The sequence below is a fragment of the uncultured Pontibacter sp. genome (assembly GCF_947495565.1).
In the GTDB taxonomy this organism is placed as follows: domain Bacteria; phylum Bacteroidota; class Bacteroidia; order Cytophagales; family Hymenobacteraceae; genus Pontibacter.
Window position 1 is genome coordinate 286,992 of the sequence record NZ_CANLZM010000003.1, and the last position, 25,335, is coordinate 312,326.

A 25,335-nucleotide genomic window follows, 5' to 3' on the forward strand; every position below is an offset into this window, starting at 1 on the left:
GAAGTATAAGTTTAGTTAAAAATATACCTTATCCCTAACTGGCCTCTCCACCTGGATGCAAAGTCATTTACAAAGTATGGGTCGCCGTCTGTAAGGCCTCGGCCGGTATAGTTGAACTGTGGGGTAGTAGTGCCGGATTCATAACCTATAAAATCTATTAACTGAAAAGCATTGAAGTTGGCTGTATACTGTCTGCCCCAGTCCTTATTTAGCAGATTAGTGAAGTTGAACACATCAAAAGTAATCTGGAGCCTGTGCGCATTGTCTGCCTGATTTAGCTTAAACTCCTGCGTAAGCCTGATGTCTACCTGGTTTGTCCAGGGCAGGCGGTCAGCGTTGCGTTCTGCATACTGGCCTCTTCTGTCGCTTAGGTAATCGTTGCCGGATATGAATGCATCAAGCGCCTCCCACTGCTCCTGCGGCGTCAGAGAACCAGGTACTACTGCTCCGGAGCGATCGGTTATCGGTACAAGATTGATTTCCGAAGCATCACGTGGCACATAGATCAGGTCGTTGGTTCGGCCGGCATCATTGTTCACGTCACCGTTATAAATGTAGGAAAGCGGCAAACCGGACTGCCCGTTGTAAAATAAAGCTAAAGTAGTTGAGGCAAAATCGAAGTAATTGACCTGGTAAGTAAGTCCGGCCACTACTCTGGATCTGATGTCGTTATCGGCAAAGGCTACATCAGTATTGTTAAGGCCGTTTACCTGGTTCACGTTTATCCAGTTAGAGCGGGCCTGGCTGGAGTTGCCCGGGTTTACATCTTTGGCCCGGGAGTAAGTATAAGCAACCGAACCAGACAGCCCGATCTCGTAGGTCTTCTGTACCTGACCGGTAACACTGTAGGCGTAGCCATCGTCGGTGTTGGTTAAGTAAATGATATCCTGAAAGCTGTTACCTGGTATTCTCCCGAAAACCGGACGATCATCAGCTCCGTTCAGCGTGCCCGTTTGCTCCAGGTTCAGGTTTTGGTAGTAGATGTTGTTAAGGTTTTTGGAGTATAAACCTTCCAGGGTGGCAATATAGTCACCGGGCAACCTTTGGTCTACGGCAGCGTTCACCCGGAAAAGCTGCGGGAATTTAAAGTCTGGGTCTGTTATGTTTATCTCGGCCGTTCTGTCTGACAAACCAAAAGTTGAGGCTGTTGGCTGGTCGGCGGGGTCTGGGTTAAACCTCACCTGCTCCAAGGTAGGGTTACCGGTAGTGAGCGAAAGGCTGCCAAGCAGTTGACCGGTATTGGTGTATTGGTTCGCAATCCATACGAATGGCACACGGCCTGTAAATATGCCGGCACCACCTCGCACCTGCGTATTGCCATCATCAAACACATCCCAGTTTACCCCCAGCCTTGGCGACAGCATAAACTGCGATCCGGGTGTTTTATCTGTAGCCAGCCCGCGGTCTGCAAAGGCTTCGTTAAACTCTTCGTTAACGGCGGGGTCATCGTTAAATGTTGGAATATCCAGCCGCAAACCTAAAGTGAATTTTAAGTTATTGAGTGCAGCGTATTCATCCTGCGCGTAAAATCCTAGCTGGTAAGCCGTAAACTCTGCACCCTGCTGGCGCACATCGGTACGGGAGTAGTTTCTGAAAAAAGCCGAGGGAGCTTCTTCATCTTCTGTGCCGATAGCCTCAAATGCTTCGATGGAGTTATACTCATATGCGCCGAATTCCTGGCGGATAAACAGGTTAAACGTTTTATAAAACTCGTTATGCGTGCCTAATGTGATTGTATGTTTGCCTTTAAAGATGTTGAAGTTGTCTGTGATAGTAAATACATCCTGGTCCAGCTGGTTCTGTACCGAAAACGGCTCACTGCCCAAAGAAATAGTTCTGCCGCCGGATAACCTGAGCGTAACGTTAGGGAAAGGGTCTCCGATAATATCACGGTCGTCGCGCACGCGTGTGTAGCCAAAGATAAACTCGTTGGCATAATCGCCTCCAAACTGGCTTCTTACTTGCAATACGCTGGAGTTGGTTGTGCTCGGGAAATACTCGGCATTGTTAGCGAAGCGAAGCGCATTGGGGTTGCGGCTGTTGTCGCGGTTTTCGCCATATACATAGCTGTGGCGGAGCGTAAGCTGGTGGTTGTTGGTAATGTTCCAGTCCAGGCGGGCAAAAACTTTGTCGCTTTTTGTCTCGTCTTCTATACTTCTAAAACTGCCCGGGTCGTACCCAAGCCGGTTTGCTGCTTCTGATACCCTTTGCGCTTCTTCTACAGTGATGTTAGAAGTAGGAGTGCCTGGCTCAAACAGCAGCGGTTGCGTTCGGTTAGTTTTCTCGCCGTTTACAAAAAAGAATAATTTGTCTTTGATAATCGGCCCTCCAACTCTAAAACCCACTTGGTAGTCAGAATAATCCGGCAGTCGAGTCCTTTCATCGTCAGGGCTTTTGCCTACCAGGTTTTCATTGTTCCAGAAATAGTAGGCTGAGCCGCTGAATTTATTTGAGCCGCTTCTGGTAATGGCATTAATACCGCCACCTGTAAAACCGCTCTGGCGCACGTCAAATGGAGCAATCACCACCTGAATCGCTTCTATTGCATCCAGCGAAATAGGCTGCACACCTGTTTGGCCGCCGTTGGTGCCGGTGGCAGAGAGGCCAAACACATCATTATTGACTGTGCCATCAATCGAGAAGTTGTTAAATCGGTTGTTCTGGCCGGCAAATGAAATCCCGTCTGTACCTGCCGTAGAAGCCTGCGGCGTTAACCGCGTAAAATCTTCTAAGCCTCTGGAGATGGTTGGCAGGGACTCTATCTGCTCCGTAGAAACGTTTGTGGCGGCGCCTGTTCTTTCTGAGTTAATTACCTTGTCTTGCGCTGCGGTTACCTGTACCTCTCCAAGCGTGGTGGTGCTTTCGTTCAGAGTCAGGTCCAGCCTGAAATTTTGGCCAAGAGCCAGGTTAATGTTCTCTACCACCTGCTCCTGATACCCCACATAGGAAGTCCGGACGGTGTAAGGCCCGCCCACGCGCATATTCTGGAAATTATAGCGACCCTCTGAGTTGGTATTGCCTATATATTGCGTGTTGGTAGGATTATGAACGGCAATTACTGTTGCACCGGGCAAAGATGTGCCGCTCTGGTCCTGCACCACGCCGTTCATGGCAGATGTGGTAGTGCCTTGCGCCCACAATAGCTGTACAGGAAGTAAACAGTAACATCCAAAAAGTAGTAATCTGTAGAAAAGTCTCATAATGCTTAATAACTAATTGAATAACAATGGATTCTTTTAGTTTTTAAGTACGAGATTTATACTTTTTGTAATGTTATTTTATTGTATAAAATGATAATAGTTATATAATGCTGTTTATATATAACACCAGGTGTAGTTAAAATACCGGCGGGCGAACAGCCTTCACAAAGATCTTCTGGTAGTGCGGTGCATAAAGGTTATTTTCGATTACTCCTAAGGAGGTGGAGGCATGAATAAACCTGATCTCGTCGCGGCTAATAACCTCGGTTACCATGCCAACGTGTGTGATGTTTCGTTTGCTGGATCCGAAAAACACGAGATCGCCTTCGCGCAAATCCTTTGTTTTAACTTCGGTGCCGTACTGGCTTTGCTCCTCTGAGGTACGAGGCAGCGCCACATCTATACTTTGGAAGGAGGTGCAGAGCAGGCCGGAGCAGTCCATGCCTACGCGGGTAGTGCCACCCCAACGATATGGAACTCCTGTGTAAGAGCGTGCTGCCTCAATTACAGTGGCTACATCCCTATCTAAATTGCGGTTGGGCATACGGGTGCGGCTGGTGCGGTCTTTTGAAGTGCCGCTAACACCGCTTGCATACTTCTCGCCCCGGCGGTTTCCCTTTTTTGCAGCGCGTTTCGCGGCGGCAATTTCACGAGCAGATTTGTACTCTTCCCCGCGTTTGCTAAAGGTAGGCTGCGTAGATTGGCAGGAAGCCATCAGCAGCAGGAAAAAGATAAAGAGGGCAGAAGTAGTATAAAGTGTTTTCAAAGCGTATTTTAGCAACCAAGTATAACAACACAAATTCGACTGGCTAATTTAAGGATTAGTACAGCTTTATTAAAATGAAATTTAATCCAATCACACCCGAAGCCATAGCAGCATTTGCAGAAATAGTCGGCCAGGAGCACATGCTGCTGCCTGCCGCCGCCGAAGATATGCTGCGCTATACCCACGACGAGACAGAAGACCTGCGCTATGAGCCGGAGGTAGTGCTCAAACCTGCTAACGCTGCTGAGATAAGCCGTATTATGCAGTACTGCTACGAAAATACAATTCCGGTTACTCCGCGAGGGGCCGGAACAGGATTAAGCGGCGGTGCACTGGCTATTCATAAGGGTGTTATACTTTCCACGGAGCGCCTGAACCAGATTATTGCTATAGATGAGCGCAACCTGCAGGCAATTGTTGAGCCGGGTGTAATTACACAGGTTTTTCAGGAGGCAGTTATCGAACGGGGCCTTTTTTACCCACCAGACCCATCTAGCCGCGGCAGCTGTTTTTTAGGCGGCAACCTGAGCGAGAGCAGCGGCGGACCAAGAGCTGTGAAGTATGGCGTAACCAAAGACTATGTGCTGAACATGGAGGTGGTGCTGCCAACCGGAGAAGTAACCTGGACGGGAGCTAACGTGCTGAAAAATGCCACAGGGTATAACCTGACGCAGCTGATGGTCGGTAGCGAGGGCACCCTCGGAATCATCACTAAAATCGTGTTCAAACTGATCCCGTACCCTCCGCAGAACCTGGTGATGCTGGTGCCTTTCCGAAGCGAGGAAGAAGCCTGTGCGGCAGTATCCAGAATATTTATGGCGGGCATTGTGCCGTCGGCGATGGAGTTTATGGAGCGCGAAGCTATTGAGTGGACGAGCCGCTACCTTGGTTTGGATGTGCTGATGGCAGCCGACGAGCAGGCGCACCTACTGATAGAACTGGACGGCAATGATATGGATCTGCTGTTTAAAGATGCAGAGCGCGTATACGAAGTACTGGAGAGCTTTGATGTAGGAGAAATATTGGTTGCTGACACTGAAAAGCAGAAGGAAGATTTGTGGCGCCTGCGCCGTAATGTCGGTCATGCCGTTAAAAGCAACTCTATCTATAAAGAGGAAGATACCGTTGTGCCACGTGCCGAACTTCCAGTGTTGTTACGCGGCGTGAAGGAGATAGGGAAGAAATATAATTTTAAGTCTGTCTGCTACGGCCATGCTGGCGACGGAAACCTGCACATAAACATTGTGAAAGGTGATATGAGCGATGAGGACTGGAATAACAAGCTACCGGAAGGTATAAAAGAGATTTTCAGGCTTTGTGTGGAGCTAGGCGGCACTATTTCGGGTGAGCACGGCATTGGGCTGGTGCAGCGGCAGTACATCAACATTGCCCTAAACGAGGTGCAGCTGCGGCTTATGCGCGGCATAAAAGAGCTTTTTGACCCGAGAGGTATACTTAACCCGGGCAAGATATTCTAAAAAGAAACAGGCGCAGGTTTAAAAAATCTGCGCCTGTTTTGTGTAGCTAAATATGCTGTGCTTCGGAAGCGGTAAAAACGCTGTCATACTTTGTGTTTGCCTTTTGTAGACTTATGGCTGCTGCTTGCCAAGTCCGAGAATTTAGTTTGGGCCAGCTTATCGTCCAGGCCGCGCAGGTTCTGCCACGATTGCATCAGGTTAGCGTGCGATTCGTTTAACGGTGCTTCTTGGGTTGGGTGGTTGGGTTGGGTGGTTGTTTGCGGAACTCTCATAGCGTATAATTTTTCTTGTGATTGTGATTCTTGTTCTGATGAGCCGTGCGCTCTTAAAATTGCTTCATCTATAGGTTTGTCAGTTTTCATTTCTCTTTCAGTGGTTATCTATTATTCGTTTACTAATTCATTTTTTTTCTGCTCTTCTTTAATAAAGTTACTCACGTAGCCAGCAATCTCCTCAGAGTTCTCTTCCTGCAGAAAGTGGCCGCCATCCTCAAACGGAATAACATAGCACTCATGGAAAAACTTCTTCCAGCGTTGCAGTGCCTCTATCTTAATCAGCTTATCGCGTTCGCCCCAAAGTATAAGTGTCGGTATGTCCTGAATTTTCTTTCGCTCTTTCCACAGCTCATCGTACCACCTGCTCACACCAACTAGTTCGCGGGCGCAGGCAAGGTTTTTCACACGCTCTTCCGGGTTTCCGAGTCCGTTCATGTAATGCTCCTTAATTGGCTCTGGCAAGTCATCCTCATCCTTAAAAAGCTCATGGATGAGTGTGTTGTTGGAAACATTTAGCTTAGAGTGCAGGAACTTACCTAGCGGCCCGACTAAATACTTGCTGGCCTTGGTAAAACTCTGGTGTTTGGAAAGCGACCACGTCCAGGAGTTAAGCATAACTACCCCACGTACGTTTTCAGGGTATTTTATAGCGTATGCCAGCCCAATGGGAGCCCCGAAATCGTGCACCAGCAGCGTAATATCCTTCAGCTGCAAATGCTCCATTAATTGCTCAAAGTTGATGGCGTGTGCCCGTGGCTTATAGCTCCAGTCTTTCGGTTTGTCCGATAAGCCAAAACCAATCATATCGAGGGCAATGCAGCGGTGGCTCTTGCGCAGTATTTTAATTAGGTTGCGGTACATAAAGGACCAGGATGGTGTACCGTGAACCATAACGATTGCAGGACCAGCGCCTTCATCAATATAGTGCATCTTACCTGCCTCCAGCTCAATATATTTAGATTTGAAGGGATACTCCTTCTTATCCAGCCAATCTGGTTTCATAGCTTTAGGGTGATTGTTAATTAACTATACTTCTAAACAGGAGGCAGGTTGTTTTTTCACTCAAAAAACAGGCTCATTCAGATAAATTTTGAACGCGAATTGATAATTCCAGTAGCTTTTATAAATGAGCCTTAATATTGGGGAGCTTGTTCTTTAATTGTTTGCTATAGATAGTGTTACCTGCCTGAAATTTATGATTATGCTAAACTTAAAAGCTTTATGCTCTGAACATGATTTAGTTATGAGGGTATGGAGTGTGGCAAAGGCAATTTATAGTGAAAGTTTGATTGAAAATTAGATAACTATTATACTTTGCTGTACGTATTTTTTGCGAGCTGTAGAAGATGCAGTACCTGATGTTACTCCAACATTAATTTTCAATCCTTGAGATGTTCAGCAAATTTGCTAGCCAGTTAGATACAAATATCCCGTAGTTGTAATAAAAGTATAACCTGTCGTAAAGTGAAAAACTTAACCTGATCTTGCTGCTGCACTTAAACTTAGCAGGAATGGGGCGGACTTTTATAAGTAATAAATTTGTGCTGCAACTGGATATTTCTGTACTTGCATAGTTATTAGAGCCTGAGTTCTAAAACAGTGGCACTACATGGGTCATAAAATGTATGTAGATGCCATCAACCGGATTGTGGTAAAGAAAAGTAGATAAACATATTTAAACAGAAGCAAAAAGAGCGGTTGGAGCTTCTGAATTATAGAATTTTTAGCCTTTAGAGAAAACACTTATGAGAATAGCAGTAGTTGGCACAGGGTACGTTGGTTTGGTGACGGGCACGTGCTTTGCCGAGGTGGGCATCGACGTGACGTGCGTGGACATTGATGAGAAGAAGATCGCAAACCTGCGCCGCGGCATCCTGCCCATATACGAGCCGGGCCTGGAGGAGATGGTGACGCGCAACTTCCAGAAGGAGCGCCTCTCGTTCTCGACCGACCTTGGGGAGGTGATCGGCGGCTGCGGCTGCGAGGCGGCCTTCATCGCCGTGGGCACGCCCCCGGGCGAGGACGGCTCGGCCGACCTGAAGTACGTGCTGGCCGTGGCCCGCGAGATCGGCCGCAGCATGAGTGGCTACCTGGTGGTGGTGACCAAGAGCACCGTGCCGGTGGGCACGGCCCGGAAGGTGCGCCAGGCCATCGAGGAGGAGCTGGAGGCGCGCGGCGAGCAGATCGACTTCGACGTGGCCTCCAACCCGGAGTTTCTGAAGGAGGGGGCCGCGATCGCCGACTTCCTCAAGCCCGACCGCATCGTGGTGGGGGTGGCCTCTGAGCGGGCCGAGCAGGTGATGAAGAAGCTCTACAAGCCCTTCCTGATGAACGGCCACCCGCTCATCTTCATGGACATTCCCTCTGCCGAGATGACCAAGTACGCGGCCAACGCCATGCTGGCCACCAAGATCAGTTTCATGAACGACATCGCCAACGTGTGCGAACTGATGGGCGCCGACGTGAACATGGTGCGCAAGGGCATCGGCTCGGACGCCAGGATCGGCAACAAGTTCATCTACCCGGGCATCGGCTACGGAGGGAGCTGCTTCCCCAAGGACGTGAAGGCGCTGATCCGCACGGCCTCCGAGAACGGCTACCGCATGCGCGTGCTCGAGTCTGTGGAGGAGGTGAACGAGAACCAGAAGTCGGTGCTCTTCGACAAGGTGCGCGCCCACTTCTCGGGCGAGCTGGCGGGCAGGACGTTCGCCGTGTGGGGCCTCTCGTTCAAGCCCAAGACCGACGACATGCGCGAGGCGCCCTCGCTGGTGCTCATCGAGAAGCTGCTGGCCGAGGGGGCCAGGGTGAAGGCCTACGACCCGGTGGCCATGGCCGAGGCAAGGCACAGCCTGGGCGAGACGATCGAGTACGGCAAGGACGAGTACGAGGCGCTCATCGACGCCGACGCGCTGCTGCTGGTGACCGAGTGGCCCGAGTTCCGCTCGCCCAACTTCGCCGTTGTCGGCAAGCTGATGAAGGGCAGGGTCGTCTTCGACGGCAGAAACATCTACGAGGGGGCCGACCTCTCCGAGAAGGGCTTCACCTACTACGGCATCGGCGTGAAGCAGCAGGTGCCCCAGAAAATTGACGCAACGCTGTAAACTATGAGCAAAAAAAGAGTACTCATCACGGGAGGGGCCGGTTTCCTCGGTTCCCACCTGTGCGACCGATTCATAAAAGAGGGCTACCACGTGATAGCCATGGACAACCTGATCACGGGGAGCCTGGAGAACATCGAGCACCTGTTCAAATTGGAAAGCTTCGAGTTCTACCACCACGACGTATCCAAGTTCGTGCACGTGCCGGGCCATCTGGACTATATCCTGCACTTCGCCTCGCCGGCCAGCCCGATTGACTACCTGAAGATTCCGATCCAGACGCTGAAGGTGGGCTCGCTGGGCACGCACAACCTGCTGGGGCTGGCCAAGGCTAAGAATGCGCGCATGCTGATCGCCTCCACCTCCGAGGTGTACGGCGACCCGCTGGTGCACCCGCAGCAGGAGAACTACTGGGGCAACGTGAACCCGGTGGGGCCCAGAGGTTGCTACGACGAGGCCAAGCGCTTCCAAGAGGCCATGACCATGGCCTACCACATGCACCACGGCCTGGAGACGCGCATCGTGCGCATCTTCAACACCTACGGCCCGCGGATGCGCCTGGACGACGGGCGCGTGCTGCCTGCTTTCCTGAGCCAAGCGCTGCGTGGCGAGCCGCTAAGCATCTTCGGGGACGGCAGCCAAACGCGCTCCTTCTGCTATGTGGACGACCTGGTGGAGGGCATTTACCGCCTGCTGTTGAGCGACTACCACCTGCCGGTGAACGTGGGCAACCCCTCCGAGATCACCATCCGGGAGTTTGCCGAGGAGATCTGCCGCCTGACGGGGGTGGAGCTGAAGGTGGACTACCAGCCGTTGCCGAAGGACGACCCGCAGAAGCGCCAGCCGGACATTTCGCTTGCCAAGCAGGTGTTGGACTGGGAGCCGCAGGTGGACCGTGCCGAGGGGCTCAAGCGCACGCTGGAGTTCTTCAAAGAGAAGATCCTGAGCCCGGCAGAGCAGAACGCCTAGCCGGTGCAAGAAAGTATAAAAAGAAGGGGCTGCCATTAATATGGCAGCCCCTTCTTTTTATACTTTTATATATGCTTATCCTTTTCTGTTCTCCTTCAGGAATTTCTTTGCTTCCTTATAGTTAGCTGATTTCTTATCGCTGGTCTTCAATACAACGGAGTAGTAGTTTTTAGCGGCTGCTTTATCTTTCTGCTGTTTGGCAATACGGGCCAGGTTAAGGTATGAATTTACAAAATAGCCCGAATCTCTTTCATTTGTCATCTCAGCATACATGATCGCGTTTTTGTAGTGGCCTTTAGCTTTGTCAAAATCACGGTACTTGTGCTGGTTGATATAAGCCAGAATATAGGAGGCATACCGGCCACTGACAGGCTCATAGCCTGGCATTTGTTGCTCTAGCTTGCTTAAGATTTCTTCAGACACACGCTCTGCTTTGGTAAAATGACCGTTCACAAACAGAAGGCGGGCATAAAAGCGCTGAAAATAAGCATTGTCAGGATACTTCAGTGCCAGGTCTTCGGCAATTTCAAGCGCCTCGTACATTTGCTTCTCTTCGTTAGCCAGTATTTTCATCAGGAAAAGCTTAGACTCTGTACCTGTATAAAAACCTGTCTTAGATACGTAAGAAAGCTGTTTTAGCCCCAAACGCTTATCGCCATTAGGAAAAAAGACTAGCACAGGGCGCAGCATGGGGTAATTATCCGGAATCCATACGGAGTAGTAGTTAAAAAGAGCCTCTCCGAAAAGGAACTCAGGGCTCAGGCCGTTGCCGGCTTTGGCTTTCTCCAAAAAGTCCAGAGAGCGCTTGCTGGCTACAGTAGCCTTGCGCCAGTTGCTGCGCTCAGAGTGCAGGCGTGCTGTAAAGCCGTAGGAGGCAGCTAGAAAGAAGGCGGCTTCAACGTTATTCTCATCCCGATCATACATGGCCTCCGCTTTCTGGATTGTGGTATCCATGTAGGCAAAAAAGAGGTCATCATACTTCAGCGTCTGTATATTGGTCGGTACAATCTTCCACCACTGGCTAAGGCCCATCAGAAAGTAAGGAAGCGGGTGGTCTGGGTAACGGCGGCGAATGGATTTGAACTGCTTTTCAGCGCGTGCATACTTAAAGTTATACATGTTGTCCACTGCGCCCTCCAACTCATACTGCAGGTCTTTGTTCAGAAGCAACATGCCTTTTATCTTGGCTGCGGCCGGCAACACCTCTACCTCGCTCATAACAACCTGCCGCATGGCCGTAGAATCAGTAGGCTGGGCAGGGAGTTGCGCTACTGCTAAAAGTGGGAAAAAGAGCGTGAAGATGGCGGAGATTAAGTTCTTCATGAAAGGCCAAAAATTGTAAGTTTGTTCGTGCCTGTTATACTAGTGGCTTTGCTAATTATAAAAGTACAACAAATCTGATTATTATGAATTCCATAAAGATAAAATAATTATGAAACTTCTTGAAACGCTGTGCCACATACATGCCCCATCAGGCAATGAACAAAACCTGACCAGTTTTTTACTAAACTACATAACAGAACATAAATTGAGCTGGAAAACGCAACCTGTTGTGCTGCACGGAGAAGGCTTTCAGGACTGTATTTTGCTGGTGTTCGGTAAGCCAAGGAGTGCAATTTTTGCCCACATGGATTCCATAGGTTTTACTGTTCGCTACGGTAAGCAACTGGTGAGGATCGGGGGGCCAGATCTGGAGAGTGGCTATACTTTGGTGGGTGAAGACTCTCAGGGAAAAATAGAGTGCACCTTAAAGTATGACGAAGAGACCCACGAGTTAAGCTACGAGTATGAGCGGGAGATAGAGCGAGGCACAGAACTTGTGTTTAAATGCGATTTTAGAGAGACGGAGGAGACGGTGCAGAGCTGCTATATGGATAACCGATTAGGTGTGTGGTCGGCGCTGCAGGTGGCTGAAGCCATGGAAAACGGCATTATCGCGTTCTGCTGCTGGGAGGAGCACGGTGGTGGATCGGTGGCATACTTGGCCCGTTACATTCATGAGCAGTATGGTGTAACACAGGGTCTTATCTCTGACATTACTTGGGTAACCGAAGGCGTGCATGCCGGCAAGGGCGTGGTTATTTCGCTGCGCGATAGCCTTATTCCCCGTCGGTCTTACGTGCAGCGCATTATTGCGCTTGCCAAAGAGGCCGGTGTGCCTTACCAGCTGGAGGTAGAAGGAGCAGGTGGCAGCGATGCCAAAGAGCTGCAGCGTAGCGCTCACCCCTGGGATTGGTGTTTTGTGGGTGCTCCGGAAGATAATGTACACACGCCTAACGAGATCGTGCACAAGAAAGACATCGAAAGTATGGTAGCACTTTACAAGGTGCTGATGGAGAAGTTGTAGGGAAAAATCAACAAGCTATACTTATACTTACCAAACCTTCCTATATATGAAAGAGAACCCATACCTGGCTTTTCTGTTATTCCTGATGGCTGTTGCGCTCCCTGCCTGTGAGCAGGTATCTGACAAAGAGGCAGATTATTGGTACAGGATTGAAAATACAGCCTCTTCCACTGTAGAAGTGGTGGTGGAGATAAAGCAGAACCCGAGCGTAAACATTGTTGGGGACCCAAAACGCTACTATACTTTAGCGCCAGGAGAAACAGCAGAGGTCTGGGCTACTTCTGGATTTGCTACGGACGAGGTTTATGATGAGGAGCAGGGAAACCCGGAGCTATACTGGATTAAAGTATCTGCAGAAAGTAATGGAAGGAGCGCCAGAGGCAACCTGAACCGCCCCAGCCGCTGGAAGTATGACAAGCACAGCAGGTTTAAGGCAACTTATACTTTAACACTGGATGAGAATACCTTCTAGCCAATTATGGCTGAGGAATTTGATGCAGAAAAGCGACTCCTGAAAGCTGCTTTTCTGTCGTCTAAGAGTCGGTAATGCAGCTGAAAGTATATAGACAGGCCTGTTTTGTAGATTGATGTTGTAACTTGTTAGTCCCTAAAGAAATAGGCGTCAGGAGCAGCAGCAGGAAAGGGATAGAGATATTTGGAAAAGTCTACAGAATCACTTTTCTTTAATAACTATATATTAATATCCCTTAACCCTTAATAAAACCGAATGGAACCTATTCTTTACGCAATTCCTGCCTTTGGATTGGCGGCCCTGCTGTATACAGCCATAAGGTCGGCCTGGGTGACGAAGCAGCCAAGTGGCAATGAGCGCATGACGGAGATTGCACGCCACATTGCTGATGGAGCCATGGCCTTTCTGAAAGCCGAGTACAAGGTGCTGACCTATTTTGTTATCATTGCCTCTGTCTTCCTGTTCTACCTGGGCTACACCGGTGAAAAGTCTCACCCGCTAATTGTGGGAGCCTTTGTTATAGGCGCGTTTTTATCGGCACTGGCTGGTTTTATAGGGATGCGTATTGCCACCAAAGCCAACGTGCGCACCGCAGAGGCCGCCAGAAGCAGCCTGTCCAAGGCGCTTAATGTTTCTTTTGTAGGCGGTTCTGTAATGGGAATGGGCGTGGCCGGTCTGGCTGTGCTGGGCCTGGGTTCGCTGTTCATATTTTTCTACTACATGTTTGTGCTCAGCACAGGCGGCAATGCGCGTGGCATAGAGATGGAAATTGCCCTGGAAGTGCTCACAGGTTTCTCGCTGGGTGCTGAAAGTATCGCCTTGTTTGCTCGTGTGGGCGGCGGTATTTATACAAAAGCTGCCGATGTGGGCGCTGACCTGGTAGGTAAGGTAGAGGCCGGTATCCCGGAGGATGACCCGCGTAACCCTGCCACCATTGCCGATAACGTAGGCGATAACGTAGGCGACGTAGCCGGTATGGGTGCGGACCTTTTTGGCTCTTACGTGGCTACCATACTTGCTACCATGGTGCTAGGCCGGGAGGTAGAGGTGTCGGATAATTTTGGCGGGCTTTCACCTATCATACTTCCAATGCTGACGGCAGGCCTGGGTATTGTGTTTTCTTTTATCGGGATACTGTTTGTGCGCGTGAAGGAGGGAGGCGATGTGCAGGCGGCCCTTAACCGCGGAAACTGGATATCAGTGATACTAACCGCTGTTGCCTCATATTTTGTAATTCATTGGTTGCTGCCCGAAAACCTGGTGCTCCGCAACTTTGAGTTTACCAACAACGGCGTATTTATGGCCGTGATTGTCGGCCTGGTAGTGGGTACTTTGATGAGCATCATCACGGAGTACTATACTGCTATGGGGAAAAAGCCTGTTAACTCAATTGTGCAGCAGTCCTCCACCGGGCATGCTACCAACATCATTGCCGGTCTGGCGGTGGGTATGCACTCCACAGTGCTGCCAATTATCGTGCTGGCGGCGGGCATTGTGCTTTCCTATGCAGCGGCAGGTCTGTACGGCGTGGCTATAGCAGCGGCCGGTATGATGGCGACCACCGCCATGCAGCTGGCCATCGACGCTTTCGGCCCGATAGCCGACAATGCCGGTGGTATAGCCGAGATGAGCGAATTGCCGAAAGAAGTGCGCGGCCGCACCGATATCCTGGATGCTGTAGGTAACACTACTGCCGCTACCGGTAAAGGCTTTGCCATTGCCTCTGCTGCACTTACTTCGCTGGCGCTTTTCGCCGCCTTTGTAGGCATAGCCGGCATTCGTACCATTGACTTGTACAAAGCACCTGTACTTGCAGGCCTCTTTATAGGTGCCATGATTCCGTTCATCTTCTCGGCTTTGGCCATTTCTGCAGTTGGTAGAGCGGCCATGGCGATGGTGCAGGAGGTGCGTCGGCAGTTCCGCGAGATTCCGGGTATTATGGAGGGGACAGGCAAGCCAGAGTATGAAAAGTGCGTGGCTATCTCCACTAAAGCAGCCATTCGGGAAATGATGCTGCCAGGCGCTATTGCGCTTCTGGTGCCGATTATCATTGGTTTTGGCTTTAGAGATGTGTTCCCGGATACTTCCTCGGCGGAGGTATTGGGTGGCACACTGGCTGGCGTAACGGTTTCCGGGGTGCTAATGGCCATGTTCCAGTCTAACGCCGGCGGTGCCTGGGATAACGCGAAGAAGTCTTTTGAGAAAGGCGTGATGATTAACGGCGTGATGGAGTACAAGGGCTCTGAGCCGCATAAAGCTTCTGTAACCGGCGATACCGTAGGCGACCCGTTCAAAGATACCTCCGGGCCAAGTATGAATATCCTGATCAAGCTGATGTCTATCGTGTCGTTGGTGATAGCGCCCCACATTGCGCTGGAGCAGGAGCCGCCAATTCCGGAGCCGCCAATCGAGCTGGACCATATCAACATGCAGCAGCAGGATGTAACGCCAGCTACCGCAAGTTATAAATAAGCATAATACAGTGGTAGCGCTGCCTGCTAATGCAGTAAATTAGGCCCTACAGGCAGATTACAGGATAAGCCCGACTTTAGGTTGGGCTTATTTTTTAATTTATACTTACCTTTGTTCAAGATCAACCCAAGTTTACATGGAACCGCGTACCATTCAGATTCACGATTGTGAATTCAGCACTTATATTTTCGAAGAGGAGATCATTGCCCGCATCACCATGCTGGCAGAGCAGATTGACAAAGATTATGCAAACAAGCAGCCTTTGTTTCTGGCAGTGCTAAATGGCTCCTTTATGTTTGTGTCTGATTTGCTGAAGCGTGTTTCTATACCCTGTGAGATTTCTTTCATCCGTTTGGCCAGCTACCAGGATATGCAGAGCACCGGTAAGGTGAAGGAGATTCTGGGCCTGACCGAAGATGTGCAAAGCCGCCACGTGGTAGTGCTGGAGGATATTGTGGATACAGGCCATACTGTGCACGGCCTGCTGCAGCAGCTAAAAGAGCGTAACCCCGCCTCTGTGGAAATAGCCACGCTCTTAATGAAACCAGATTGCCTGCAGCACCCGCTGGACGTAAAGTATGTCGCCCGGTCTATTCCGAACGACTTTGTGGTAGGGTACGGATTAGACTACAATGCCTTAGGCCGAAACCTGCGCGATATTTATAAAATTGTATCGTAACCCTGCAGTACAAGTAGCGTTAGCAGGCTTTCAAAGCAGGAGGTGCAGCCGCTGCAGGTCCTTAGAAAATCAGAAAGTACATAAAATTTATACTTATATTTGCTCTTTATAAAAAGCTATAAGATATGCTTAACATCGTTTTGTTTGGCCCTCCAGGTGCTGGTAAAGGTACCCAAAGTCAAAAACTGTTAGATAAATACAACCTTATACACCTTTCCACTGGAGATTTGCTGCGCTCAGAGATCGCTGCTGGCACAGCCCTTGGCATGGAAGCGAAACAGCTGATGGACAATGGTCTGCTAGTGCCGGATGAGGTCGTAATCGGTATGATCGAGAACAAGGTAAAAGATCACCGCCAGGCGGCAGGCTTTATTTTCGATGGTTTTCCGCGCACAGTGCCGCAGGCCCAGGGGCTAGACAAGCTGCTGCAGGACAACGAGACGGAAATCTCCGCTATGATTGCCCTAAAAGTGGACGACGAGGAGCTGACAAAGCGCCTGTTGCTGCGCGGGCAGACGTCCGGCAGACCTGACGATCAGAACGAAGAACTGATCCGTAAGCGTGTGCAGGAGTACAACACCAAAACAAAACCAGTAGCCGACTACTATGCCGGCCAAGGTAAATACTATGCAGTGGATGGCATCGGCGAGATAGAAGATATCTTTAAAGCCCTGTGCCAGCACGTTGATGCATTGAAGGAAAAGCAAGAAGAGAAAAAATAAGCCTCAAGCTTACAAGATTTGGCATCAAGCAACTTTATAGACTACGTTAAGATCTGCTCACGTTCCGGGCATGGTGGTGGAGGTTCCGCACACTTGCACCGGGATAAAATGACGGCAAAAGGCGGCCCTGATGGGGGCGACGGTGGCCGTGGGGGGCATATTATACTTCGCGGCAACTCCCAACTCTGGACGTTGCTGCACCTGCAGTACCGCAAGCACATTATTGCCGAAAACGGCCTGAACGGTGGTCAAAGCCACTCTTCCGGAGCACAGGGCAAAGATGAAGTGCTGGAGGTGCCGCTCGGTACCATTGCCCGTAACGCCGAAACCGGTGAGGTAATGTGCGAAATTACCGAGGATGGGCAGGAAATCATACTTACGCCAGGTGGCAGAGGTGGCCTAGGCAACGCGCACTTTAAATCCCCGACTAACCAAACGCCGCGCTATGCGCAGCCAGGTGAGCCCGGTGTAGAAGAGTGGGTGGTGCTGGAGCTGAAACTGCTGGCCGATGTTGGTTTGGTTGGCTTCCCGAATGCCGGTAAATCCACGCTGCTTTCTGTAGTGTCGGCGGCTAAGCCTAAAATAGCCAACTACGCTTTTACTACGCTGGAGCCTAACTTAGGCGTAGTGGCCTACCGCGACTACAAATCCTTTGTAATGGCCGACATTCCGGGTATTATTGAGGGAGCCTCGGAAGGCAAAGGCCTTGGGTTGCGCTTTTTGCGCCACATTGAGCGGAACTCCATGCTGCTGTTTATGGTTTCATGTGAGAGCGCTGATATTGCAGAGGAATACCAGGTGCTGCTGAACGAACTGAAAACCTATAACCCGGAACTGCTGGATAAGAAGCGTGTGCTTGCCATTACTAAATCCGATATGCTGGATGATGAATTGGAGCAGGAAATGCGCGAAACCTTGCCAGAAGGACTCCCGACGGTGTTTATCTCCAGCATCACAGGCAAAAACATTACGCAACTAAAAGACATGATCTGGGAGGCACTCAATAATTAGAGCACAGCCCGATAAAGTATACAACCAGGATCGGTAGAGGCTGCAAAGCTTGCTACCGATTTTTTTTGATGAGGGAGCAGCTCGAATTGCTGTATTGTTAATCAAGAAAAATCTCAGCAATCAACAATTTAGCAACCCGACAATTTAGTTAATGCCAACTTGGCACGAACAGTGGTTTGGCAAGACAATTGACAAGACAATATAGACCAATCAACCTAACTTTTTTAAGGCATTATGTCAGATAAAAATATTAAAAAGGAGCAGGAACAAGAGGAATTGCAGGATAACACTGCCAATGCTACCACTGATGAAGAACTGAACCAGGCGGACGAAACAGCAGAAGAAGCCGCCTCAATAGAAACTGAGGAAGACGATACTGCCATACAGCTGGCAGAGATGAAAGATAAGTTTGTGCGTTTAATGGCAGAGTTTGAGAACTTTCGCCGCCGTACCGCCAAGGAGCGCCTGGAGCTGATAAAAACAGCTAACCAGGACACTATGAGTGAGCTGCTGCCAGTGCTGGATGATATGGAGCGCGCGCGCCAGTCGATGGAGGCAACCAAAGACCTGGACAACATGCTGCAGGGTTTGGAGCTGGTGTTTCATAAACTGAAGCACGTGACGATGCAGAAAGGGCTGAAGCCGATGGAGACAAAGGCAGGCGACGCATTTGACAGCGAGCTGCACGAGGCGGTGACGCAGATTCCGGCTCCGTCTGAAGAGCTGAAAGGCAAAATAGTAGATGTAATTGAGAAAGGATACACACTTAACGAAAAGGTGATCCGTTTCGCGAAAGTTGTAATAGGAGCGTAAGCTATGGCTAAGAGAGATTATTACGAGATTTTGGGGGTAAGCAAAAGCGCCACGCAGGAGGAGATAAAGAAGGCTTACCGCAAAATTGCCATAAAATTCCACCCAGACAAGAACCCGGACGACCCCACTGCTGAAGATAAGTTTAAAGAAGCAGCGGAGGCTTACGAGGTGCTGAGCGATCAGCAGAAACGCCAGCGTTACGACCAGTTCGGCCATCAGGGTATGAACGGCGGCTTCGGCGGCGGCGGCGGCGGCATGAACATGGACGATATCTTCTCGCAGTTCGGCGATATATTTGGCGGCGGTGGCTTTGAGAGCTTCTTCGGTGGTTCCGGTCGTGGTGGCGGTGGTCGCCGTCAGCGCAAAGGCTCTAACCTACGCATCAAGCTAAAACTGAACCTGGAGGAGATAGCCAACGGCGTAGAGAAGAAAATAAAGGTAAAGCGCTATGTAGCGTGTAGCACGTGCGGTGGCAATGGCGCCAAGAACGGCACTGACATGCAAACCTGCGGCACTTGCCAAGGCTCGGGTCAGGTGCGAAAGGTGGTAAACACCATGCTCGGCCAGATGGTGTCTACGGCAACCTGCCCTACCTGTAACGGCGAAGGCCGCATTGTAACCAACAACTGCGAAGCTTGCCATGGTAGTGGAAGAGAGCTACAGGAAGAGGTGATCTCGATCAACGTGCCGGGCGGCGTAATGGACGGCATGCAGCTGTCTATGAGCGGCAAGGGCAACGTGCCGGAGCGCGGTGGCGTGCCAGGCGACCTGCTGATACAGATTGAGGAGGAGCCGCACCCAACCTTGAAGCGCGAAGGCAACAACGTGATCTTTGAGCAATATATCAGCTTTGTAGATGCGGCCCTGGGCGCTGAGGTAGAAGTACCGACAATTTCAGGTAAGGTGAAGATCAACATAAAGCCAGGTACGCAGAGCGGTGAGATCTTCAGGCTGCGCGGCAAAGGTATCCAGGACATCAACGGTTACGGCAAAGGCGATCAGCTGATCCACGTAAATGTATGGACGCCGAAGAGCCTGAGCAGCGACGAGAAAGCAGTGCTGGAAGGCCTGCGTTACTCCAGCAACTTTACCCCGAACCCCGGTAAGAACGAGAAAGGATTCTTTGAGAAGGTGAAGGATTACTTCCAGTAAAGGACCTTCCGTAACTATAGATTTAAGCCCGGTTTTCCGTATAAACGGAAGGCCGGGCTTTCTTTTTTATCGTGCCTTCCGGCTTAAATCTCGGATTCATCCGTTTTATACTTGGCTTTGTCGAATAAGTATAGCCTAACAGGTATATCTGCGCCATAATATTTATATTTGAGTAAACTAAACCCAAACACCCTTGAGTATTCTGAAGATTGATGGTGTAACCAAAACCTACGCCAACCACACTGCCCTCGACAACGTGAGCTTCGAAATTCCGCAGGGATGCATTTTCGGCTTGCTTGGCCCCAACGGTGCAGGCAAGACATCCCTCATCCGGATTATAACCCAAATTACCGGCGCCGACAGCGGCAAGGTATACTTTAAAGGCGAGCGCCTGAAGCCCGATCATATTAAAGAAATGGGGTACCTGCCAGAGGAACGCGGCCTGTATAAGAAAATGAAAGTTGGCGAACAGTTACTATACTTGGCGCAACTGAAGGGCCTGAGCAAAAGCGAGGCTACCGCGCGTATAAAAGCGTGGGTTGATCGTTTTGAGATACGTGAGTGGCTCGATAAGAACATCGAGGATCTGTCTAAAGGAATGCAGCAGAAAGTGCAGTTTATCGCCACCGTGCTGCACGAACCCTCGCTGATTATTCTGGATGAGCCTTTCTCGGGCTTTGATCCCATTAATGCCAACCTGATAAAAGACGAGATCCTGAGCCTGCGTGAGCGGGGCGCTACCATTATCTTCTCCACGCACCGTATGGAGTCGGTGGAGGAACTTTGCGATAACATTGCTTTAATTAACCGTGCGCAGAAAGTGCTGGACGGGCCGGTGAAGGAGATACGGGATACGTATAAAACCGATACCTACCAAATTATCGGCAACGGGCAGCTCATGATCACCTCGCCTGACTTTGAGGTGCTGGAGCAGCATAGCAACCACGGCATCTTCAGGGCCAACGTACGGCTACTGAACAACACCTCACCCAACGACCTGCTGCGCTACCTGATCCAGCGCGTAGAGGTGCACTCTTTTGTGGAACTGGTGCCAAGTATAAACGAAATCTTCATCCGAAAAGTAAAGGAAACACACCATGCATAAAATCTGGCTGATTATACAACGAGAGTACCTGACGCGTGTGCGCAAGAAGAGCTTCATCATCATGACGCTGCTCACGCCGTTGCTGCTGGCCGCGTTCATGATCCTGCCGAGCCTGCTGATTACCATGTCGGATGAGGCGGAGACGGTGATGGTGCTGGACGAGAGCGGCCTGTTTGAGGGCAAACTGCAGGACAAGAAGGACGTCAAGTTCATCCCGCTGGCTGGCTCGCTGGACCAGGCCAAGATGCTTTACCAGGAAACCGATAACACGGCCCTGCTCTACATACCGGAGATGGACCTGAGCAACCCGGAGGGCTTTGTGGTGTACGGCAAGAAGAACATCAGCATCCAGACGCAGGTGCGGCTGGAGAACATGCTGGAGAAGGAGATAGAGAACCAGCGCTACCTGGCCTCCGGCCTGGACCGCGAAACCCTGGACAAGATAAAGGCCAACGTAAGCCTGACGGCCATTAACCTGAGCGACCAGGGTGAGAAAGACAACAATGCCATCATTACCTCGGTGGCCGGTGTGGCAGGGGCCGTGATCATCTACTTCTTCATCTTCCTGTACGGGGTGCAGATCATGCGCGGGGTGATAGAGGAGAAGACCAGTCGCATTGTAGAGGTGATGATCTCGTCGGTGAAGCCCTTCCAGTTGATGATGGGCAAGATTGTGGGCATTGCTGCGGTGGGCCTGACGCAGTTTTTGCTCTGGGTTATACTTTCGTTTATGGCTGTAACGGCTGTGTCGGCAGCGTTTGGGGTGGATGCAGCACCCTCGCCGGCGGCGCAGTATGCGGCGGGGCAAGTGGCAGCGCAGGGCGAGGAAACCGCATTGAAAGACCCTGCATCCATGGAAAACCCCGAGGGGCAGGATGAGTTTGCCAGCACTTTCAACGACATCAAGACGAGCTTCGCCAACCTGCCGGTGGCGCTGATCTTCTTCAGCTTCCTGTTTTACTTCCTGGGTGGCTATCTGCTTTACGGGTCGCTTTTTGGGGCAATAGGGGCAGCGGTGGATAACGAAACAGACACGCAGCAGTTCATGATGCCCATCACCATTCCGCTGGCCATCGCCTTCATTATGTCTTACTCCATCGTGCTCAAAAACCCTGACGGGCCTGTAGCTTTCTGGATGTCGATGATTCCGCTCACCTCACCGATTGTGATGATGGTGCGGGTGCCGTTTGGCGTGCCTACCTGGGAACTGCTGCTCTCGATGGGGCTGCTGGTAGCCGGCTTCGTGTTCACCACCTGGATCGCCAGCCGCATCTACCGCGTGGGCATCCTGATGTATGGCAAAAAAGTGAACTATAAGGAGCTGTCTAAGTGGTTGTTTTATAGGGTGTAAGTGTTTGTGCCTTGTAAAGCAAAGTATAAAGATAGCCGGTGCCCTAGGTGCTGGCTATTTTTGTTATCTTGAAGTATAAATCAGACTCAAATAAGAATGAAGTATAAACTCCTGGCGCTTATTTTAATAACGATTACAACTGTAGGCATGGCCCAGAAAAAGGAAAAACCGGCTTACCGCCTGTTTACGGCGGAGGGCAAAAGTATAAACTACGGCAAAATGCTGAAAGAGCTGCAGGAGGCGGAGGTAGTACTCTTCGGAGAGCAGCACAACGACCCGATTGCGCACTGGCTGCAGCTGGAGGTGGCAAAAGACCTGCACCAGGCAAACCGGCAGAACTTTGCCATTGGAGCCGAGATGTTTGAAGCTGATGTGCAACTGGTGCTGAACGAGTACCTGGCAGGCCAGGCACCGGAGAAGAATTTTGAGCAAGAGGCAAGGCCGTGGCCAAATTACGCCACCGACTACAGGCCTGTTGTTCGCTTTGCCAGAGAGCAGAAAATTCCGTTTGTCGCTACCAACGTGCCGCGCCGCTATGCCGCCATGGTATCAGCAGGAGGTTTGGCGGCTTTAGAAGATGTTTCGGAGGAAGCAAAGCAGTACATTGCTCCGCTTCCGATTACTGTAGATATGGAACTGCCAGGCTACAAAGGTATGATGCGCATGTTTGGCAGCAGCACGCACGGCAATACCAAAAGCCAGAACATTGTGCAGGCGCAGGCGCTGAAAGATGCTACCATGGCTCATTTTATACTTGGGCAGGTGCAGCAGGGGCGGCAGGTGCTTCACCTGAACGGCGCTTACCATTCTGATAACTTCGAGGGCATCGGCTGGTACCTGAAACAGCTAAGACCGCAGGTAAAAACCCGCACCATTACCACCGTGCTGCAGGCAGATCTGGAGAATTTAGCAGAGGAGCACCAAAATAAAGCTGACTTTATACTTGTAGTGCCTGAAAGCATGACGAGAACCTTTTAAGTTAGAAAGTTAAAAGTTAAAGAGTTAGAAAGTGAGGAGAAGTGCAAAGCTTTATACTTTGGAGACCTGTATAGAAGTAATATTGAAAACTTACGAGCATCTGGTATAAAACAACAAAGCCCGGCTATACAGCCGGGCTTTGTCTATCTAGAGAGAAAGAAGGTTTCTTTTTTAAGCTGAGAATGAGCTTCCGCAGCCGCAGGTGCTGGTAGCCTGTGGGTTGTTAAACGTAAAACCGCGTGCATTCAGGCCGTCCTGGAAATCCACTTCCATGCCCATCACATACATGCCGTGCTTTTTGTCCATAATCAAAGTTACGCCGTCCAACTGAAACGTTTCGTCAGACTCTTTCGGCTTATCAAAGCCAAGCAAGTAAGAAAGTCCGGAGCAGCCACCGCCTTGCACGCCAATGCGCAGACCATACTCAGCTGGTACGTTCTTTTCCTTCAATATATTCTTCACCTCTTCCAAGGCTTTTGGTGTCAGGGTTATAGGTGCAGTTTTGGTTTCTGTTGCCATAGTATAAATGTCTTTATTTGTAGCCACAAACTTAAGCAATTATCTACAAAGATGCTTGCCAACGCTACGTTGTACTTAGTAAACAGGCAAAGCTATGAAATGATTCATGCATCTAGAATTAATTTTTTGCGATATTTATACTTTCAAACACTGAAAATATGGCTGACTTTTTCGCTTTACTGATAGAACTTATAAAACTTGCTTTGCCTGCGCTGGTGCTGGTAGGCGGATTGTATTATTTACTGCAGAAACACTATGAGCGCGAAGAACGACTGCGGGCGGAGCATGTGCAGCAAAAAAATAGCAAAGAATCAGAAGTAGTTACGCCCATTAGGCTGCAGGCTTACGAGCGGGTGGTGCTGCTGCTGGAGCGTATAACGCCTAGCAACCTGCTGCTGCGGGTAAGCCCAGCCGGACAAACTGCTGCAGAATACCACCGTTTGCTGCTCTCCGAGATAAGAAACGAGTTTAACCATAACATGTCGCAGCAGGTGTATATGAGCGAGCAGGCCTGGCAGCAGGTAAACCACGCCCGCGAAGATGTGGTGAAGCTCATCAACAAAACGTACCAGGAGCTACCCGAAGGTGCCCGTGGCACTGACCTGGCCAAACGCGTGCTGGAAACTGTGCTGGTAAATGAGCAGGATCCTACAGCTCAGGCTATCAACTTTGTGAAACAGGAGGTAAGGCAAACATTTTAAGTTAGATAGTTTAGGAGTTTGAGAGTTAAAAAGTGACTTTTCAAACCAAAGTCTATGGCGCAAACATTGGTTTGTGCTATGCTAAACCCTCTAACTCCCGCAGCTTTTCTAGCAGTTTCTTCACTTGCTCCATAGTATGCGCCGGAAAGTTGGCAATACGGATCTGACTCTCTTTATACTTACCGTAGCCACTGCCTACCTGCAAATCATACTTGGCTAAGTGCTTGTTTACTTCAGAGGCTGGAATAGTGGTGTTGGCTACAATAGTGGTTTTAGAGCAATGCTCCGGTTTCTGCACGGCTGGCAAAAAGATACTGCTCTGCTCCAGAAAAGCGTATACTGCTGCTGCCTTGGCCTCTGTCTCCTGCCGGATAGTAGCAATGCCAATGCGGTTCATGTCCTCCAGTACTTTGCCCAGCAAGTATATATTGAGCACGTTCGGAGTTTCTACGGTCTGGTTTTGCAGAGCCTTCTCCTGGAGCGAGGGTAACGTATGGTAAGAGCCGATAGAAATGCCGCTCTCCTGCATATCTCGGGCTTTGGCCATGCAGCGGTCGTTTACAAGCCATACGCCCAAACCCGCCGGTAAGCCGAAGCACTTCTGCACCGAAAAGTAAACTGAGTCGACCTTAGAATAATCGAATGCAGGGTAGGGGAGCGATGATACGGCATCCACATAAATAAGCGCATCCGCCGGTGATTTTCCCCTGAATCTGCTGATATCCTCCACCGGAAGGCAAGCGCCTGAGCTTGTCTCGTTCTGGATCAGGGCCACTAACTCCGCCGTTTCCGGCACATGTATACTTTCCAGCTCAAAGCCTTGGCTAAACGGCACCTCGTGCTGCTGCGCCTCACGGCCCAGTTCCTGCGCCATCTCATAAAATCGCTTCGAGAAAGAGCCGTTTACCAAATGGAAGCTCTCCCGGCGCACGTTGTTCTGCATAGCCCGCTCCCAAACCTCCGTAGCCGACGACACAAAGAATACTTCATACTCATCCGGCAACTGCAACAACTCGCGCAGTCCGCTTTCCGCACTAGCGTAAATCTCCTGAAACTGCTTGCTGCGGTGCGAAATGCTCCCGATTTTCTGGGCCATTGCTTCCTGCAGGTGCTGCGGCACAGTGGGGTAAAGCTCCGATGGGCCAGGGGTAAAGTATACTTTGTTGTTCATGGCTACTGCTAAAGTATGATGTTATGGCTTAGGCTGATTTTTTACTTATGAAAGGT

Annotated in this window: 22 protein-coding genes; 15 read left to right on the forward strand and 7 right to left on the reverse strand. The window is 50.3% G+C overall.

The window, feature by feature from the left end:
- Positions 1–11: 11 nt before the first annotated feature.
- Both Q1B04_RS05905 and Q1B04_RS05910 read right to left on the reverse strand, forming a co-directional pair.
- The gene (locus tag Q1B04_RS05905; RefSeq protein WP_299756754.1) at positions 12–3,200 is read right to left on the reverse strand and encodes a TonB-dependent receptor; all 3,189 of its coding nucleotides are present in this window, start codon (positions 3,198–3,200) and stop codon (positions 12–14) included.
- 136 nt (positions 3,201–3,336) lie between these two features.
- Entirely contained in the window at positions 3,337–3,966 is a 630-nt protein-coding gene (locus tag Q1B04_RS05910) for a C40 family peptidase (protein WP_299756757.1), read from the reverse strand.
- 74 nt (positions 3,967–4,040) lie between these two features.
- Here Q1B04_RS05910 and Q1B04_RS05915 point away from each other — a divergent pair, with 74 nt between their 5' ends.
- A complete protein-coding gene (locus tag Q1B04_RS05915) occupies positions 4,041–5,444 on the forward strand; it encodes an FAD-linked oxidase C-terminal domain-containing protein (protein WP_299756760.1) in 1,404 nt (467 codons plus the stop codon).
- 83 nt (positions 5,445–5,527) lie between these two features.
- Here Q1B04_RS05915 and Q1B04_RS05920 read toward each other — a convergent pair whose 3' ends face one another.
- Positions 5,528–5,716 carry a hypothetical protein gene (locus Q1B04_RS05920; protein ID WP_299756762.1) on the reverse strand — a complete coding sequence of 63 codons (189 nt, stop codon included), beginning with the start codon at positions 5,714–5,716 and terminating at the stop codon, positions 5,528–5,530.
- Between the two features lie 111 nt (positions 5,717–5,827).
- Positions 5,828–6,721, reverse strand: coding sequence for an alpha/beta fold hydrolase (locus tag Q1B04_RS05925; RefSeq protein ID WP_299756764.1), 894 nt, complete (start codon positions 6,719–6,721; stop codon positions 5,828–5,830).
- A gap of 743 nt (positions 6,722–7,464) precedes the next feature.
- Here Q1B04_RS05925 and Q1B04_RS05930 point away from each other — a divergent pair.
- Complete coding sequence (locus Q1B04_RS05930; protein ID WP_299756766.1) at positions 7,465–8,820, forward strand: UDP-glucose/GDP-mannose dehydrogenase family protein; 1,356 nt, start codon at positions 7,465–7,467, stop codon at positions 8,818–8,820.
- Between the two features lie 3 nt (positions 8,821–8,823).
- Positions 8,824–9,786 carry a UDP-glucuronic acid decarboxylase family protein gene (locus tag Q1B04_RS05935; protein ID WP_299756768.1) on the forward strand — a complete coding sequence of 321 codons (963 nt, stop codon included), beginning with the start codon at positions 8,824–8,826 and terminating at the stop codon, positions 9,784–9,786.
- Between the two features lie 75 nt (positions 9,787–9,861).
- Here the strand turns inward: Q1B04_RS05935 and Q1B04_RS05940 are convergent, their stop codons facing one another.
- A complete protein-coding gene (locus Q1B04_RS05940) occupies positions 9,862–11,109 on the reverse strand; it encodes a tol-pal system protein YbgF (protein WP_299756771.1) in 1,248 nt (415 codons plus the stop codon).
- 109 nt (positions 11,110–11,218) lie between these two features.
- Between Q1B04_RS05940 and Q1B04_RS05945 the strand changes: the two genes are divergently transcribed.
- The 11 genes from Q1B04_RS05945 (at position 11,219) to Q1B04_RS05995 (ending at position 22,888) form a co-directional block, all read left to right on the forward strand.
- Entirely contained in the window at positions 11,219–12,133 is a 915-nt protein-coding gene (locus Q1B04_RS05945; RefSeq protein WP_299756774.1) for a M20/M25/M40 family metallo-hydrolase, read from the forward strand.
- Between the two features lie 46 nt (positions 12,134–12,179).
- The gene (locus Q1B04_RS05950) at positions 12,180–12,605 is read left to right on the forward strand and encodes a hypothetical protein (protein ID WP_299756776.1); all 426 of its coding nucleotides are present in this window, start codon (positions 12,180–12,182) and stop codon (positions 12,603–12,605) included.
- Between the two features lie 255 nt (positions 12,606–12,860).
- Positions 12,861–15,077, forward strand: coding sequence for a sodium-translocating pyrophosphatase (locus Q1B04_RS05955; protein ID WP_299756779.1), 2,217 nt, complete (start codon positions 12,861–12,863; stop codon positions 15,075–15,077).
- A gap of 136 nt (positions 15,078–15,213) precedes the next feature.
- Entirely contained in the window at positions 15,214–15,756 is a 543-nt protein-coding gene (gene hpt, locus Q1B04_RS05960) for a hypoxanthine phosphoribosyltransferase (RefSeq protein ID WP_299756781.1), read from the forward strand.
- A gap of 125 nt (positions 15,757–15,881) precedes the next feature.
- A complete protein-coding gene (locus Q1B04_RS05965) occupies positions 15,882–16,478 on the forward strand; it encodes an adenylate kinase (RefSeq protein ID WP_299756784.1) in 597 nt (198 codons plus the stop codon).
- A gap of 18 nt (positions 16,479–16,496) precedes the next feature.
- Positions 16,497–17,489, forward strand: coding sequence for a GTPase ObgE (gene obgE / locus Q1B04_RS05970; RefSeq protein WP_299756787.1), 993 nt, complete (start codon positions 16,497–16,499; stop codon positions 17,487–17,489).
- 234 nt (positions 17,490–17,723) lie between these two features.
- A complete protein-coding gene (locus Q1B04_RS05975; protein WP_299756790.1) occupies positions 17,724–18,302 on the forward strand; it encodes a nucleotide exchange factor GrpE in 579 nt (192 codons plus the stop codon).
- A 3-nt stretch (positions 18,303–18,305) separates the two neighbouring features.
- Positions 18,306–19,454, forward strand: coding sequence for a molecular chaperone DnaJ (dnaJ, locus tag Q1B04_RS05980; protein WP_299756792.1), 1,149 nt, complete (start codon positions 18,306–18,308; stop codon positions 19,452–19,454).
- Positions 19,455–19,647: 193 nt separating this feature from the next.
- Entirely contained in the window at positions 19,648–20,559 is a 912-nt protein-coding gene (locus Q1B04_RS05985; RefSeq protein WP_299756795.1) for an ATP-binding cassette domain-containing protein, read from the forward strand.
- Complete coding sequence (locus Q1B04_RS05990) at positions 20,552–21,910, forward strand: ABC transporter permease (RefSeq protein ID WP_299756798.1); 1,359 nt, start codon at positions 20,552–20,554, stop codon at positions 21,908–21,910. Before Q1B04_RS05985 ends, Q1B04_RS05990 begins: the two co-directional genes overlap by 8 nt.
- Before the next feature lie 96 nt (positions 21,911–22,006).
- Positions 22,007–22,888, forward strand: coding sequence for a ChaN family lipoprotein (locus tag Q1B04_RS05995; protein ID WP_299756800.1), 882 nt, complete (start codon positions 22,007–22,009; stop codon positions 22,886–22,888).
- 171 nt (positions 22,889–23,059) lie between these two features.
- Here the strand turns inward: Q1B04_RS05995 and Q1B04_RS06000 are convergent, their stop codons facing one another.
- Positions 23,060–23,407 (reverse strand): iron-sulfur cluster assembly accessory protein, encoded by a 348-nt coding sequence (locus Q1B04_RS06000; protein ID WP_299756802.1) that lies wholly within the window; start codon positions 23,405–23,407, stop codon positions 23,060–23,062.
- A 158-nt stretch (positions 23,408–23,565) separates the two neighbouring features.
- On the opposite strand from Q1B04_RS06000, the gene Q1B04_RS06005 reads away from it, so the two are divergent.
- Positions 23,566–24,108: a hypothetical protein gene (locus Q1B04_RS06005; RefSeq protein ID WP_299756804.1), complete on the forward strand. Its 543-nt coding sequence runs from the start codon at positions 23,566–23,568 to the stop codon at positions 24,106–24,108.
- A gap of 76 nt (positions 24,109–24,184) precedes the next feature.
- On the opposite strand, the gene Q1B04_RS06010 is transcribed toward Q1B04_RS06005, so the two are convergent.
- Positions 24,185–25,279, reverse strand: coding sequence for an aminotransferase class V-fold PLP-dependent enzyme (locus tag Q1B04_RS06010; RefSeq protein WP_299756806.1), 1,095 nt, complete (start codon positions 25,277–25,279; stop codon positions 24,185–24,187).
- Positions 25,280–25,335: the final 56 nt, after the last annotated feature.

Coding starts and splice junctions, on each gene's coding strand:
- Q1B04_RS05920 (WP_299756762.1), bottom strand. CDS start 5,716: ATGAGAGTTCCGCAAACAACCACCCAACCCAACCACCCAACCCAAGAA.
- Q1B04_RS05940 (WP_299756771.1), bottom strand. CDS start 11,109: ATGAAGAACTTAATCTCCGCCATCTTCACGCTCTTTTTCCCACTTTTA.
- Q1B04_RS05990 (WP_299756798.1), top strand. CDS start 20,552: ATGCATAAAATCTGGCTGATTATACAACGAGAGTACCTGACGCGTGTG.
- hpt (WP_299756781.1), top strand. CDS start 15,214: ATGGAACCGCGTACCATTCAGATTCACGATTGTGAATTCAGCACTTAT.
- Q1B04_RS05975 (WP_299756790.1), top strand. CDS start 17,724: ATGTCAGATAAAAATATTAAAAAGGAGCAGGAACAAGAGGAATTGCAG.
- Q1B04_RS05925 (WP_299756764.1), bottom strand. CDS start 6,721: ATGAAACCAGATTGGCTGGATAAGAAGGAGTATCCCTTCAAATCTAAA.
- Q1B04_RS05905 (WP_299756754.1), bottom strand. CDS start 3,200: ATGAGACTTTTCTACAGATTACTACTTTTTGGATGTTACTGTTTACTT.
- Q1B04_RS06005 (WP_299756804.1), top strand. CDS start 23,566: ATGGCTGACTTTTTCGCTTTACTGATAGAACTTATAAAACTTGCTTTG.
- Q1B04_RS06010 (WP_299756806.1), bottom strand. CDS start 25,279: ATGAACAACAAAGTATACTTTACCCCTGGCCCATCGGAGCTTTACCCC.
- dnaJ (WP_299756792.1), top strand. CDS start 18,306: ATGGCTAAGAGAGATTATTACGAGATTTTGGGGGTAAGCAAAAGCGCC.
- Q1B04_RS05915 (WP_299756760.1), top strand. CDS start 4,041: ATGAAATTTAATCCAATCACACCCGAAGCCATAGCAGCATTTGCAGAA.
- Q1B04_RS06000 (WP_299756802.1), bottom strand. CDS start 23,407: ATGGCAACAGAAACCAAAACTGCACCTATAACCCTGACACCAAAAGCC.
- Q1B04_RS05955 (WP_299756779.1), top strand. CDS start 12,861: ATGGAACCTATTCTTTACGCAATTCCTGCCTTTGGATTGGCGGCCCTG.
- Q1B04_RS05935 (WP_299756768.1), top strand. CDS start 8,824: ATGAGCAAAAAAAGAGTACTCATCACGGGAGGGGCCGGTTTCCTCGGT.
- Q1B04_RS05945 (WP_299756774.1), top strand. CDS start 11,219: ATGAAACTTCTTGAAACGCTGTGCCACATACATGCCCCATCAGGCAAT.
- Q1B04_RS05995 (WP_299756800.1), top strand. CDS start 22,007: ATGAAGTATAAACTCCTGGCGCTTATTTTAATAACGATTACAACTGTA.
- Q1B04_RS05950 (WP_299756776.1), top strand. CDS start 12,180: ATGAAAGAGAACCCATACCTGGCTTTTCTGTTATTCCTGATGGCTGTT.
- Q1B04_RS05965 (WP_299756784.1), top strand. CDS start 15,882: ATGCTTAACATCGTTTTGTTTGGCCCTCCAGGTGCTGGTAAAGGTACC.
- Q1B04_RS05930 (WP_299756766.1), top strand. CDS start 7,465: ATGAGAATAGCAGTAGTTGGCACAGGGTACGTTGGTTTGGTGACGGGC.